The organism is Veillonella sp. CNR 79/14 (assembly GCF_003992185.1).
In the GTDB taxonomy this organism is placed as follows: Bacteria; Bacillota; Negativicutes; order Veillonellales; family Veillonellaceae; genus F0422.
The window spans coordinates 69,202-83,117 of the sequence record NZ_RQVH01000004.1; the positions used below are offsets into that span (position 1 = coordinate 69,202).

At 41.3% G+C, this 13,916-nt stretch carries 13 protein-coding genes, 1 pseudogene and 1 riboswitch; of the genes and pseudogenes, 1 reads left to right on the top strand and 13 read right to left on the bottom strand.

The features are described from left to right. Positions 1-281: 281 nt before the first annotated feature. The 13 genes and pseudogenes from EO119_RS02555 to EO119_RS02610 form a co-directional block, all read right to left on the bottom strand. The gene (locus EO119_RS02555) at positions 282-1,682 is read right to left on the bottom strand and encodes a DASS family sodium-coupled anion symporter (RefSeq protein ID WP_126940562.1); all 1,401 of its coding nucleotides are present in this window, start codon (positions 1,680-1,682) and stop codon (positions 282-284) included. A 91-nt stretch (positions 1,683-1,773) separates the two neighbouring features. After that, the gene (gene rpsI, locus EO119_RS02560; protein ID WP_009352806.1) at positions 1,774-2,166 is read right to left on the bottom strand and encodes a 30S ribosomal protein S9; all 393 of its coding nucleotides are present in this window, start codon (positions 2,164-2,166) and stop codon (positions 1,774-1,776) included. Positions 2,167-2,187: 21 nt separating this feature from the next. Continuing rightward, positions 2,188-2,628, bottom strand: coding sequence for a 50S ribosomal protein L13 (gene rplM / locus EO119_RS02565; protein ID WP_009352918.1), 441 nt, complete (start codon positions 2,626-2,628; stop codon positions 2,188-2,190). 125 nt (positions 2,629-2,753) lie between these two features. Further along, positions 2,754-3,281, bottom strand: a complete 528-nt coding sequence (locus EO119_RS08200; protein WP_231723389.1) for an N-acetyltransferase — start codon at positions 3,279-3,281, stop codon at positions 2,754-2,756. Between the two features lie 12 nt (positions 3,282-3,293). Further along, a pseudogene (gene murB, locus EO119_RS08205) lies at positions 3,294-4,196 on the bottom strand (UDP-N-acetylmuramate dehydrogenase); the annotation flags it as partial. Position 4,197: 1 nt separating this feature from the next. Next, positions 4,198-4,548: a YlbF family regulator gene (locus EO119_RS02575; RefSeq protein WP_009352993.1), complete on the bottom strand. Its 351-nt coding sequence runs from the start codon at positions 4,546-4,548 to the stop codon at positions 4,198-4,200. Positions 4,549-4,740: 192 nt separating this feature from the next. Further along, positions 4,741-5,229, bottom strand: coding sequence for a tRNA (uridine(34)/cytosine(34)/5-carboxymethylaminomethyluridine(34)-2'-O)-methyltransferase TrmL (trmL, locus tag EO119_RS02580; protein ID WP_062400978.1), 489 nt, complete (start codon positions 5,227-5,229; stop codon positions 4,741-4,743). Positions 5,230-5,244: 15 nt separating this feature from the next. Beyond that, positions 5,245-5,715, bottom strand: a complete 471-nt coding sequence (gene moaC, locus EO119_RS02585; protein ID WP_062400980.1) for a cyclic pyranopterin monophosphate synthase MoaC — start codon at positions 5,713-5,715, stop codon at positions 5,245-5,247. 218 nt (positions 5,716-5,933) lie between these two features. Further along, complete coding sequence (locus EO119_RS02590; RefSeq protein ID WP_062400982.1) at positions 5,934-6,608, bottom strand: metal-dependent hydrolase; 675 nt, start codon at positions 6,606-6,608, stop codon at positions 5,934-5,936. A gap of 175 nt (positions 6,609-6,783) precedes the next feature. Next, positions 6,784-8,199 (bottom strand): decarboxylating NADP(+)-dependent phosphogluconate dehydrogenase, encoded by a 1,416-nt coding sequence (gene gnd / locus EO119_RS02595; protein WP_062400984.1) that lies wholly within the window; start codon positions 8,197-8,199, stop codon positions 6,784-6,786. Positions 8,200-8,222: 23 nt separating this feature from the next. After that, entirely contained in the window at positions 8,223-9,080 is an 858-nt protein-coding gene (locus EO119_RS02600; protein ID WP_009352991.1) for a DMT family transporter, read from the bottom strand. Between the two features lie 7 nt (positions 9,081-9,087). Further along, a complete protein-coding gene (thrC, locus tag EO119_RS02605; protein ID WP_126940566.1) occupies positions 9,088-10,587 on the bottom strand; it encodes a threonine synthase in 1,500 nt (499 codons plus the stop codon). A gap of 211 nt (positions 10,588-10,798) precedes the next feature. Continuing rightward, positions 10,799-10,968, top strand: a riboswitch (cobalamin riboswitch). 424 nt (positions 10,969-11,392) lie between these two features. Further along, a complete protein-coding gene (locus tag EO119_RS02610) occupies positions 11,393-12,199 on the bottom strand; it encodes an ADP-ribosylglycohydrolase family protein (protein ID WP_062400987.1) in 807 nt (268 codons plus the stop codon). Between the two features lie 258 nt (positions 12,200-12,457). Here EO119_RS02610 and EO119_RS02615 point away from each other — a divergent pair, with 258 nt between their 5' ends. After that, on the top strand, positions 12,458-13,795 hold the full coding sequence (locus EO119_RS02615; RefSeq protein ID WP_062400989.1) for an MATE family efflux transporter: 1,338 nt from the start codon (positions 12,458-12,460) through the stop codon (positions 13,793-13,795). Positions 13,796-13,916: the final 121 nt, after the last annotated feature.

Consider the following 13,916-nt stretch of genomic DNA (forward strand, 5'->3'; position numbering starts at 1 on the left):
CTTCAATTATCAATTTCAAACTCTAAAACCCCACCATAACAAATGTGAGGGCTCTTCGTATATGAGCATCCCACACATTTAGCATAAAACTAAAAAAGGTTGTACCCAAATGCACGTACAGCATTTCAGTACAACCTAATGTAAAACCTGTCCTAGTTCTAATTATACAGAATATGACATCCATCACTTCTATGAAGCCATATACTACCATCATTACAAAGAAATCATCTACTCATGCACTACGATGACTACACTGGAAGTATTTCCCTATATACATTATCTTAGATGATTCCAAATAACTTCATGCTTAGGTTACCAAAGAAGAAATGGAAGATATAATTCAATACGGAAATATAAAATCCTACTTTCCACCAGGTCACTTGTGGCACGTAGTGACTGCCAAAGAAGATTGGCGTTACCCCAGAGCTATAATGTGTCAACGTACAGCCGGGGCTATTCATCAAGCCAAACATTAAAATTGCATAAGGAATTGGTGCTCCCAAGGCAATTAAGATAGACGCAAAGGCAGAAAATAAAGCTGTAATACGAGCGGTGCCGCTGGCGAAGAAATACTGCGAGTATACAAAGACTAACGAAATAATCAAAGCCGCCCACTCCCAAGACATACCACCTAACATAGTGCTGACGAATTTTGCAAAAACAGCTACAACCCCTAATTTACCAAGTAATCCAGCCATACCTACTAGAGTACCCATCCAGATTAAAATATCCCAACCTGTGGTTTCTTTCAAAATATCATCCCATGTAAGACATTCGCTAATGACACAGGCTAGTACGGCCATAATCGCAATGACCGTCGCATGTAAACCCGTAATTGTCGTAGTAGACCAGAGTAGAATTGCCCCCACAAAGATAGCTGCTACCTTTTTCTCCATCGTCGTGATCGGACCTAGTTTATCTAACTCTTCACGAGCCATAGCTGGAGCTTCTGGTGTTTCTTTGATTTCAGGTGGGTAAATCTTATAAATAAACCAAGGCATGATAACCATACTGAGCAAACCAGGCAAGGCTCCTGCTAAAAACCACTCCCACCATGTCACAGTGTAGCCAAATAATTTTGCCCCTAAAGATGTAATCAACAAGTTACCACTACAAGCGGTCAAGAATACAGTCACTGTACAGGCATTTACTGTGTGAGCCGTAGTCATTAGGTAGGCTCCCATGCGACGTGCCGTTTCTCCTGGTCTCGAATCAAAGGCCATAGAAATATTTTGCACGATAGGATAGATAATACCACCTCCACGAGCTGTATTAGATGGAGTAGCGGGAGAAATAATTAAATCTGTCATCGCCAAGGCATAGGCTAAACGCAAGGTACTCGTACCGAACCAATGAATTAAGGTATACGCAATGCGTCGACCTAATCCAGAGTTAATGATCCCTCTAGAAAAGAAGATAGCGGATACGATAAGCCATACATTAGGCTCTGCATAGCCTAATAACGCTTCATTCATCTTAATCGAACTAGTAGCTACTGCCGCCGCAGATCCCATAAATGCCATTACCCCAGTGGGATATGGTCGTAGTATAAAGCCCACAATAGTAGCTGTAAAGATAGCTAATAAATGCCATCCTTGATCTGAAATTTCTGGCGTATGTGGCAAATACCATATGATCAGTGCCACAGCTACCACTCCCAATAGTCTTAGTAGTTTATCCATGTAGTATCATTCCTTTCTCTATTAACACAGATCCTCCAGAGGTAACAAAAAACCCAGCACCATAAGGGTACCGGGTTCTGTAATCGCCAAATTAACGTTTGGAGAATTGGGATGCTTTACGAGCTTTTTTAAGACCGTATTTTTTACGTTCTTTCATACGTGGGTCACGAGTCAAGAAGCCAGCCTTTTTAAGACCTTGACGAAGTTCGCCATCAACTTCTAATAATGCACGAGACACACCGTGACGAATTGCACCAGCTTGACCGGATGGGCCACCACCAGCTACAGTTGCCACAACGTCGTATTGTTCTAAAGTGTTTGTTAATACCAATGGTTGTTTAACAATCAACTCAAGAGTTTGACGACCGAAATATTCATTTAATTCGCGTTTGTTTACAGTGATTTTACCTGTACCCGGTACCAGACGAACTCTAGCAACGGAAGATTTTCTACGACCAGTGCCGTAGTATTGTGCTACTGCCATTATATGTTCCTCCTCCCGGTATTAACGGATATCTAATTCCAAAACTTCTGGTTTTTGAGCAGCATGTGGATGCTCTGCGCCAGCGTATACATTCAATTTACGGTATTGTTGTGCACCCAATTTATTTTTTGGAAGCATACCTTTAACTGCCATTTCGATTACACGCTCAGGATGTTTTTCCAACATCATAGCAAGTGTAGTGAAACGAGATCCGCCTGGATAACCAGAATGACGGAAATATTCTTTTTGTAATAATTTTTTACCTGTTACACGAACTTTTTCTGCGTTCACAACGATAACGTGGTCACCAGTGTCTGCATGTGGTGTAAAAGTTGGTTTATGTTTGCCCCGAAGAACTTTAGCAACTTCGGCAGCAAGACGTCCTAAAGTTTTACCTTCAGCGTCAACAACATACCATTTGCGTTCAATATTGTTCGCATTGGCCATAAATGTAGTTTTCATGCTGCTTTCCTCCTAATAACAAGAATGTATTAACAGAAGCAATTGCCACCTTCCGGGGCTAGTGGAAGTCCGTACAAATTGCTTACCGAAATATTATACTCAAAATACAATGGATATGTCAAGGATTATCGCAAAGATTTCTTCAACAACCAATCGATATCTGTCTTCTCTGGAGTCACAACAAATTGGTGTTCTCCAAATTTTTCAAACCCATAGCGTTTATAAAAATGTTGGGCTTTATAATTTTTCTCCCAAACGCCCAACCATGCCCAAGAAAAATTACCAGATTCAGCGATGCGCAAAGCTTTTTCAAATAAGGCTTTACCCACACCTTGTCCATGGTACTCTTTGAGCACATACAGGCGTTGCACTTCAAAGGCATTCTCTAATTTACGCTCTGTTTGTGCGTCGCCCCAGTTTATTTTCAAATACCCTGCCAACACATCATCTACGTAAGCTAGATATGTTTCGCTCTCGTCATGGTCCAACTCACGTTTCAATACATCATGGTTATAAGCCTCATCAAAGAAAGCCTGTAACTCCTCTTCCGTATTGTCATGACTGAAAGTTTCTCTAAATGTGTCTGCACACAAGTTAGACAATGCTGGAATATCTGTCTCTTGAGCTCTCACAATGGCGACAACAGAACCCATTGGTTCACGAGATTCCCCTAGAATGCGCACCTCTGGTTCCAACTGCACCCCATGAGCTGCATGAATCCGCTTTTGGACCTCATGAATTACACCTAGCACATCATTGGCTGTAGCGCCTCCACGATTGACCACAAATCCAGCATGCTTCGTAGATACCTCTGCAGGTCCTACGGACAACCCTTTCAAACCTGTTTGGTCAATCAAAGTTCCTGCATAATATCCCGGTGGGCGCTTGAAGGTAGATCCTGCGCTAGCATGTTCCAATGGTTGTTTAGACTCTCGTTTTTCAGTAAGATCATCCATCCGTCCTTGGATATCCTCAGGATTTCCTTCCTGTAATTCCATAGTCACACGAACGATGATTTCATGGTTCTCGTGGAAGCGGCTATGACGATAGGCAAACTGTAACTCTTCTCGGCTATAGTGGTGCAAGTTCCCCTGCATATCTACAGCATCTACACTGGTTACCACTTGATCCATCTCTCCATCATAGGCACCTGCATTCATGAATACAGCGCCGCCCAAACTACCAGGAATACCGATGGCAAATTCCAAGCCGCTTAAACATTCACGTTGGGCGTATTCGGATACTTCTTTCAAAGTATACCCAGCGCTCATAGTAATGGTTGTACCGTTGCGGTGTTGCTCCTCTTGCAATTCTTTCAAGCAAAGAACGACGCCACGCATGCCTCCATCTTGAATCAACACATTAGATCCTAGGCCTAGCACAAAAGGTTCTATATTATGAGTATGTAATACACGCATGCAATCCTGCAATTCTTGTATAGAACGAGGTAGTACAAGTAGATCCGCAGGTCCTCCTATTTGAAAAGTCGTGAAAGGTGCTAACATCGCATCCCTTTGAATACGATCCAACGGAATCACCTGTTGCAATGCTTCCCATACAGCACTCATATTAGTTTGCCTTTTCTAAAATTTTCATACCTTCAGTGATTGGTTCGCTAATGATTCGATAAATATCATTCGCCACTTGTGTCCAACGTGCATGGGCTGTTAAGTACGCATTTGCACCAGAATTAGCTTGTACCATTGGCAATAAGCCTTCTAATTTTTTCAATAATTCTTCCGCTTCAGGAGCATCTGCAATTTTTGCATATTCCAGTTGCATTTGTAAAGACATAAATTCTTCTACCATGCCTTTTGCTGCTTGGTCGTCTTTAATTGCCTCTTGGGCTGCCATCATCTCTTTATGTTCTTCGCTGTCACGCATTGCTTTTTGTAATTCATAGGCTAAATCGTAATTCATAATTCCTCCTCCATCCTATTAGGATTTCATTCTTATATTCTTTCATATATTGTGTATGCTATACAGTCTATAGTATCTAATCTTTTGTCATTCTGTGAAAGTCTACGATATTTCACTATATATAGGCTATACCATATGATTAGACTTACTATATTTAGCATTTTCTATAGACCAATACCTACTATCAAGAGGTTACACCTCGATAGATACACCTGGTCCAACGGCCTGCAAATCTGGGAAATCCAGTTGGCGCATAGCTTCATAGGCAATGATTGCCACCGCATTCGATAAATTCAAAGACCGCGCTTCATCAATCATCGGAATACGAATGCATGTGTCTGGATTGGCTGCCACAATTTCTTCTGGCAAACCTTTTGTTTCTTTACCAAACACGAGCATATCTCCAATTTCATATTGCACTTCTGCGTGGGTATGGGCAGCCTTTGTCGTAGCATACCAAAAACGCCGATTTTTATATTGTTCATACACTTCATCCAAGGACTTATGTATTTTTACATCTACTAGATGCCAATAATCAAGACCTGCTCGTTTTAAATATTTATCTTCAATGGAAAACCCCAAAGGTTCCACCAAATGTAGTGTCATATGATTTGCTGCACAAAGACGTGCAATATTGCCTGTATTACCAGGAATTTCCGGTTCTACTAATACAATTTCCATGATTCACCTACTATCTTATCGCTTAAAATGTCCGCTTTTACCACCTTGTTTTTCCACAAGATACACAGGACCAATGGTCATACTTTTATCAACGGCTTTCACCATATCATAGACCGTCAATAGACCAACTTGAACCGCTGTTAACGCTTCCATTTCCACCCCTGTAGGACCCGTAGTTTTCACTGTGCTACGAATGCACACAGCTTGTTTCTCTTCTACCAAGGAACAGTCTACACTCACCTTCGTCAACGCCAATGGATGGCATAACGGAATAAGGTTAGACGTTTGTTTCGCTCCCATGATGGCTGCCAATTGTGCCACTGCTAACACATCACCTTTTTTGACATTCCCACTAGCCACAATACTAAAAGCTTCCTCACTGAGCGTAATAAACCCTTCTGCTACAGCTACGCGCTCTGTATGATCCTTTTGGGACACATCCACCATATGCGCATTACCGCCTTCATCAAAATGTGTTAATTTCATAGATACCTCCATGTGAATTTCATTATACCATAGAGAAGGGATTGACGTCAGTAATCTATGTTAGAGAAAAGAGTCTACGCAAAAAGGATTGCCACATTAGCATATGCTAGTGACAATCCTTTCATGTAGAAAGATTATTTTTACATTAATTGAGCAATTTCATCGCTTCTGTAATTTTTATTTGTTCAAGGAACTGTTTATTTTTCATATTCCTTATATTACAGCTCGATAGTTTGCCCTGGATCAACCACAAGTCCAGCTTGTTTATGCTTTGCTTCTAACAAAGCCACAAAGGTTGCTGGCTCTTTATCAATCACAGGCCATGTTTTGTAATGAATTGGGATGGTTGTATTTGCTTGAATCCAAGATGCTGCTGTCACCGCATCTTCCACACCCATCGTAAAGTTATCACCGATTGGTAGTAAAGCATAGTCAATTTCACCATGGCGACTGATTAATTTCATATCACTAAACAACGCCGTATCCCCAGCAAAATACACACGTTTACCAAAAAACTCAATGATCACACCTGCCGCATGACCACCTGGAACACCAGACCCATGAAAAGCTGGTGTTAAACGGATAGAACCAAATGGGAAATTAAACTTTCCACCTAAATGCATCGCATGGCTACGAGCCCCTGCTTCAGCGGCTTTTCGAGCTACCTCTGCAGTAGAGATTACAAGGGCATCATTCTTCTTGGCAATCATATCGGTATCACCATAATGATCATCATGACCATGGGACACAAAAATATATTGGCACTCTATATCCTCTGCCTTTGCCACATCCCATGTATTACCCGTAAAAAACGGATCACATACCAACGTTACATCACCATTGCTCAAAGCAAACGTAGCATGACCATAATACGTTAACGTTACATTGCTCATAAGAATACCTCCCTCAGATTATCTTAGTCCAACAATATTTGTTAAGTAAATTATATCATTCATAGAAAGCTGGTCGCAAGATAAAGAGCATGTATACATAAAAGTCAACATCCCTAGGCCGCCACCTAGGGATGTTTGCTATATATTCATGTTACAAAATCTAGCTATATAGTAGTTACGCTTCCGCCCACTCTGTATGGAATGTGCCTTCTTTGTCTGTACGTTCGTATGTATGAGCACCGAAGAAGTCACGTTGTCCTTGGATTAGATTTGCTGGCAATACACCACGACGATAGGAATCGAAGTAATCTAAGGATGCACTGAAAGCAGGTGTTGGGATACCATAACGTTTCGCAGCAATGATCGCTTCACGCCATTTTGCTTGATGTGTTTGCAATGCTTCTGCGAAGAATGGATCCAACATCAAGTTATTCAAATCTGGGTTATTTGTGAATGCTTTTTTAATATCTTCTAAGAAAGCAGCACGGATAATGCAACCGCCACGCCATAACAATGCCATGTCACCGAAGTTGATATTCCAATTATATTCTTTTGCTGCTGCTTTAATCAATGCAAAGCCTTGTGCATAGGAGCAAATTTTAGACGCATATAAGGCAGAATGGATAGCATCTACTAAGGCTTCTTTATCACCTTCAAAAACTTCTGTAGGACCTGCTAACACTGGTTCTGCCAACACACGCTCCGATTTGTAGGCAGACATAGCACGCGCAAATACGGCTTCCGCGATGGTTGGAATTGGCACACCAAGGTCTAAACCTTCTTGGCTAGTCCATTTACCAGTACCTTTTTGACCAGCTTTGTCCAAGATTTTTTCTACTAATGGAGTTCCATCAGTATCTTTGACTTTCATAATTTTAGCAGTAATTTCGATGAGGTAAGAATCTAATAATCCCGTGTTCCATTTCGCAAATACATCGCCGATTTCATCATCACTCATGCGAAGTAATTCTTTCATCATGAAGTAGGCTTCGGAAATTAATTGCATATCGCCGTATTCGATACCATTGTGCACCATTTTTACATAGTGACCTGCACCGTCATCACCTACATATGTGCAGCAAGGACCGTCTGCCACTTGGGCTGCAATGGATGTAAAGATAGGCGCCAATTCATTGTAGGAAGCTTCGTTGCCACCTGGCATCAAGCTTGGACCATTTAAAGCCCCTTCTTCACCACCAGATACGCCAACTCCTAAGAAACGGAAACCTTTGGATTCTAAGTATTTTGTACGACGAATCGTATCTGGGTAATGGGAGTTACCGCCATCGATTAATGTATCGCCTTGATCTAAATATGGTAAAAAGGCTTCAATCATATCGTCTACAGGTTGACCTGCTTTCACTAAGAACATGATTTTACGAGGTTTTTCTAACATTGCTACAAACTCTTCTGGAGTATGTGCTCCGCCGATTGTTCCTTCGTGGTTATAGTTGGCTACAAAATCGTCTGTTTTTTGTGGTGTACGGTTGTACACTGCAATGCTGAATCCATGACGGGCAATGTTGCGGGCCAAGTTTTGTCCCATAACAGCCAAACCAACTAGACCAAATTGATATAATTTTTCACTCATCGTCATACCTCTTTCTTGATTGACTACCGGGTGTGAGCTTGTTCTTCTTTCAAACGAGCCAACATCACTGATGAACTAAACATAATAATACCTGCTATGACGGTCGCCAAAGCTAGGTTTTCTCCGAAGACGATAAATCCCCAGAAGGAGTTAAAGAACACCCCTACATATTGCATAAATTGTGCTACTACTGCATTGGTTGCCACAAACGCACCAGTTAGGAAGAATTGCGCCACTACAGAAATGGCTCCGATAATCCCTAAATACAGTGCTTGTGTTGCATTAGGCCACACAAAATCTGGTATCATCACGATACCGCCTACTAGCATGGTGGTGACTAAGAAATAAAACATGATTTCATAGGAACTGTGACCACCCTTTAAGCTAATGGTACGAATCGTTGTATAGGCCGCCGCCGATAAGGCTGCTCCTGCAATGGCAATAAAAGAATACCAATGTAATCCCGATAAATTCCAAGGTTGAATCATATACACAACGGCTAAGAAGATCAATCCTAACCATTTAGCAGATCCATCAGGCAATTTTTCTTTCAACACAAAGTTGCTAAAAATCAGGACGAATATACCTGATAATTGAAATAGTATGGATGCATCTGCCATCGTCATATAGACTAATGCAATGAAATTACTTAAATTTCCTAATCCACCGAAGATACCACGCAAGGTTAATAATCCTCGATGTTCCGTGGAAAAGGAAATTCCTTTTTGTCGCATCACTATGAGTACGGCAATTGTTCCTATGAGCCCTCTGAAAAATGTCACCTCCGCCGCTGGCATACCATCTCCTAAGAGTTTCACGAATAAATTCATGATACTGAAGGCAAAGGATGACATGAGAGAAAAGAAAAATGCTTGTACCATAGGTCACCTATTGTTTGAAAGTATCCACAAAGGATAGAATTTCTTCTTTCATAGATTCTTTTGGAATTACCTTCGTAAAACGCAATGGCTTATGTTGCAACTCTGCCAATTGTTTCGGACAACCTACGCCTGTGACTGCAGAAATATTGCCTAAGCTTTCATAAGGAGTTGATCCTACTTTGATATCCAAGGCTTCACAAATCGGTGTTGGGAATTTAAAAGGATGCGCCGTGGAAGCAATCACCGTATGACGGTGACCATCTTCAGGATGAGCCTCTAGCTCTTTCATATAAGCTCCCATCGCCACCGCTGTGTGCGGATCCATCACATAGCCATAGGAGTTGTACACTTGCTCGATGACAGCTTTTGTCATGTCATCGTCTACATAGGCGCCAGCAAATTCTTTTTGCACCGCTTGTAGTTCTTCTGGAGTGACAGAGAATTTGCCCTCTGCTTTCAGTGCTTTCATACGCTCAGCTGTCAATTCTACATTTTCACCGCTCACATAATAAATAAACCGTTCAAAGTTAGAACTTTCCAAAATATCCATAGACGGAGAAATGGTTGTATAGAACGGACGATTCATATCATAGGTACCAGTGCTGAAGAAATCTGCGAGCACATTGTTTTGGTTCGAGGCACAAATTAATTTACCAACCGGAATACCCATGCGTTTTGCATAGTAAGCGGCCAAAATATTGCCGAAGTTGCCTGTTGGCACCACCACATTAAACGCTTCATCTTCGTGGATAGCCCCCATATTTACCAATTCAGCATAGGCTGCCACATAGTACACCACTTGTGGCGCTAGACGGCCGATATTAATAGAGTTAGCAGAAGAGAACTTCACGCCTTTGTCTGCCACTTCCTTCGCCACATCAGTATCCACAAAGAGACGCTTCAAAAATTGTTGCGCATCATCAAAGTTACCTTCGATGGCTGTTACATTGACATTTGCACCTTCTTGCTTTTGCATTTGCTCTTGTTGCATAGGGCTAACGCCATCCGTTGGGAAAAATACTTGAATATGCGTTCCCGGCACATCTTTGAATCCTTCTAAGGCTGCTTTTCCTGTATCACCAGAGGTAGCTGTCAATATCAACACTTCTTTTGTTTCTTTTTCCGCTTCCTTTGCTGCCACCAATAAGTACGGGAACAAAGATAAGGCCATATCTTTAAAAGCTTGGGTGCGACCGTGGAACAACTCCAACACGGATACTCGCTCTAACAAGGAATGCATTGGCGCCATATCTGGTGTATCGAAGTTCACCGTATTATAGGCACTACGAATCATCGTTTCTAATTCTGCTTCTGTGAAAGTCGTAAATAACTTACTCAACACAACCAGTGCAATTTCTTCATAGCTTTTATCTGCCACATCGCGGTAGGACAAACATTGTTCCGGAAACTCCGCCGGCACATATAACCCTCCATCACTTGCCAATCCATGGAGCAATGCAAAGGTTTCACTCACTGTTTCATGACTGCGCGTACTTGTATACTTCATTCTTTCATCCTTTATGTTTCACAATATATTGTATTATCTTCATTCATTATAAATTAATGCTATCTATTTAGCAAGAAAAGGCGCACTTCAATCTCAATCATGACAATTAGTAATAAAAGTCACAATTATACCACTCTAATTATAAAATAGTCATACTTATTCATCTTGTTCTTGACATTGAAAAACTAAAAGAGTACAATACACACATACAATCAAACATTCGGGAATAGGTGCGAAAGCATAATAGAGAAGCCAGTTAAAGTCTGGCACGGTCCCGCCACTGTAAAGCAGAGCAAATCCAATTATGTCACTGGGAAACTGGGAAGGCTGGAGGCGCGTTGAAGCTGAGTCAGGAGAACTGCCTATTCATCATTCACCACTTGACCTACGAGAGATAGGGAGGAGAATCAAAGGCCTTTTTCTGATACTCCAAAATACAAGAAAAAGGATTTTTTATTACTACAATATGCGTTGTATGGGATACGTCACATATTGATGATTGCCTTATCATGGCCAAGTGAATTTACCATTATGGTATTAGCACTCAAAGTGTTGATATAGTTGTCATGATTTTGTATGGGCGTACATCATCATCCTAAAAAGAACCTGCCGGTGGGCAGGTTCTTTTTTTGCTTCAATACTAAATAGGGAGACCACTCACATACGAGTAGCCTCCCATATTTTTATCATAATTCTATTTTCTCTCTATCGTCATTGCCCTTGACATGGTACAATACAATTGCATAGGGGATTCCGGCCTCTTGTATCATACCCTCAAAGGCAATATGCGTGTCCAGCGCTAGCTTTAGAGGGTTTTTTCTTTGTCCATATACATTGCTTTGAAGTCATTATAGTCTTCCACCATATATTCTGGCATTATGGATAAGGCTTTTTCTTGGATCCATTCTGGGATTCCATAATAGGCTCCTGCCACAGCACCAACAATGGCACCCAATGTATCACAGTCACCACCGATGTACATCACGTTGCGGATAGCCGATTCATAATCTTCACTTTCAAAGAAACATTGCATCCCTTCTGGCACTGTTTTTTGACAACTTGGCTCAAACTTATATGTCTTGTGCAGTTCTTCCACGCTGTACTCCCCAGGATAATAGGATCGTACCATTTCTTGAATTTCTTCTTTCGTTGCTCCATGAAGTGCTTTGAAGACGGCTAAAGCCGTCACTTCTCCACCTTTTAATCCTTCCGGATCATCGTGGGTGGTACCTGTTATAATTTGGCTCAACAGTTTGACTTCCATTTCACTATTCCCTACGTAAGCCACAGGACTAATACGCATCGCTGCTCCATTACCCCAACTACCATAGGGATCAGTCGCATCAGATAACCCCCATTGGAAAAATTTTGCACCAAATCCACCCATCGGTAATGGATTGGAAAGAAAATATTCTTTCATACGATAGATAGTAGCTCGTTGTAAATGTGTCCCCCTTCCTTTTACATCGATTAAAGCTCGTGCAATAGCACATGTTAAAATCGAATCATCTGTAGGCTCACAAGCCTCTGACAAAAACTCGAAGTCTCTGCTTTTGATATTATTGAACTCATAGATTGAGCCCGCTATATCTCCAATGATTGCTCCTAACATAGAACTCCTTTCCGGTGTTTCCACCAAACTCATTGCGATAATTACATAGATGTATGCAAAAATTATATACATCTGTGATTTTCCCACAATATACCTCGTTATATCTATTGATATAACCGAATTGTTAACATTATACACCATGTCTTTTTAAGAGACAATACCCCCTCAACAGCTATAGACATATAGTTTAGCAAGTGATAAAATTAAATGTTATTAACATTATTAATATCATAAGTAAGTTTGTTTTTGGGAGGCACTATGTCTTTATTTTCGATGATAAAACACTTTTGTTTAGTGGCTGCCCCCGTCACAGCAACACAAGTTTCATTAATTCTCGGCAGCTTCGTAGCTGTCACCTTAACGGGGCAGTATAGTACAGTGGATCTGGCCGGCATGGCTATGGGCTATAATTTATGGGTAGCAGCCTTTTTTGGTCTCACTGGAATTCTTTTAGGAGTCACTCCTATCGTATCTCACGCTTTAGGCGCTAAAAAAACAGAATCTATCGCTTCTATTATGTGGCAAAATGTCTATTTAGGGCTTATTTTTGCCACAGGTCTTATTGTAGCCACCCTGATGGGTCTTTCCCCCTTGCTAGATATACTCGGTATCGAACCCGCTGCCAAAACGGTATGCCTACAATATATGTACGCTATGTGCGTCGCCTTTCCTGCGATGATGATCATGTCCGCCTTTCGGTACATCGTCGACGCTCATGGCAATACACAATATTCTTTATATATCATTAGTAGTAGTGTATTAATTCAGTCCATCGGTAATGCTATCTTCATTCCAGGTCTTGGCCCTATTCCCGCCCTTGGCGGATTTGGTGCTGGCATCGCAACAGTCATCGCCTATTGGTATATGATGTTCTGCTACCTTGGAATGATTACGTATCACAAAAAGTTTAAACACTATCAGTTTTGGTCCTCTTTCACAGGGCCTAGTTGGGTACTCATTCGCGACCAATTATCTTTGGGTATCCCTATTGGATTGTCTATCTTTGCGGAAATCAGTATTTTCAGTGCCGCCGGCATTTCTATGTCCAACTTCGGCACTGACATCATTGCGGCCCACCAAGCTGCAGCTAGTTTTCTAGGAGTTACCTTCTCTTTTCCACTTAGTTTAAGCATGGCTTCTACCATTGTTATCGCCTATGAATTAGGCGCCAAACGATACGAACAAGCCGTCACCTATACATGGATCACCCGTGGTGTAGCAATCTTTATCGCACTTTGCATTGGCACCTATTCCTTTACCCACATCGATTACTTAGCAGAACTTTTCACCAATGAGGAGCACATGATTCCTTTAATTGAAAGTTTCATCTCCTATGCGGTGTTCTTCACCATCATCGATGCTCTAGGCACTCCATTACAAGGAGTGCTCCGTGCGTACCGGGATGTGACAAGTGTATCGATCATTGCTATCGGTACCTATTGGGGTGTTACCGTGCCTGTAGCTTACCTTTGTTACGCATTTACAGACTTCGGTCCTTATTCCGTTTGGATTGGATTATTAACTAGTACCTCCACTGCTGCACTATGCTATATGTATCGACTACGGAGAGTACAAAGAAAACTATTAGAAATATAACTATACTTCTTACGGAGCTGTTCTTAGAGCGGCTCCATTTTTTGCTTTGACATATCTTTTTAAATACTATAGAATATAGAAATGCAATTTAAACTATATATAAATGTATCATTATTGATGT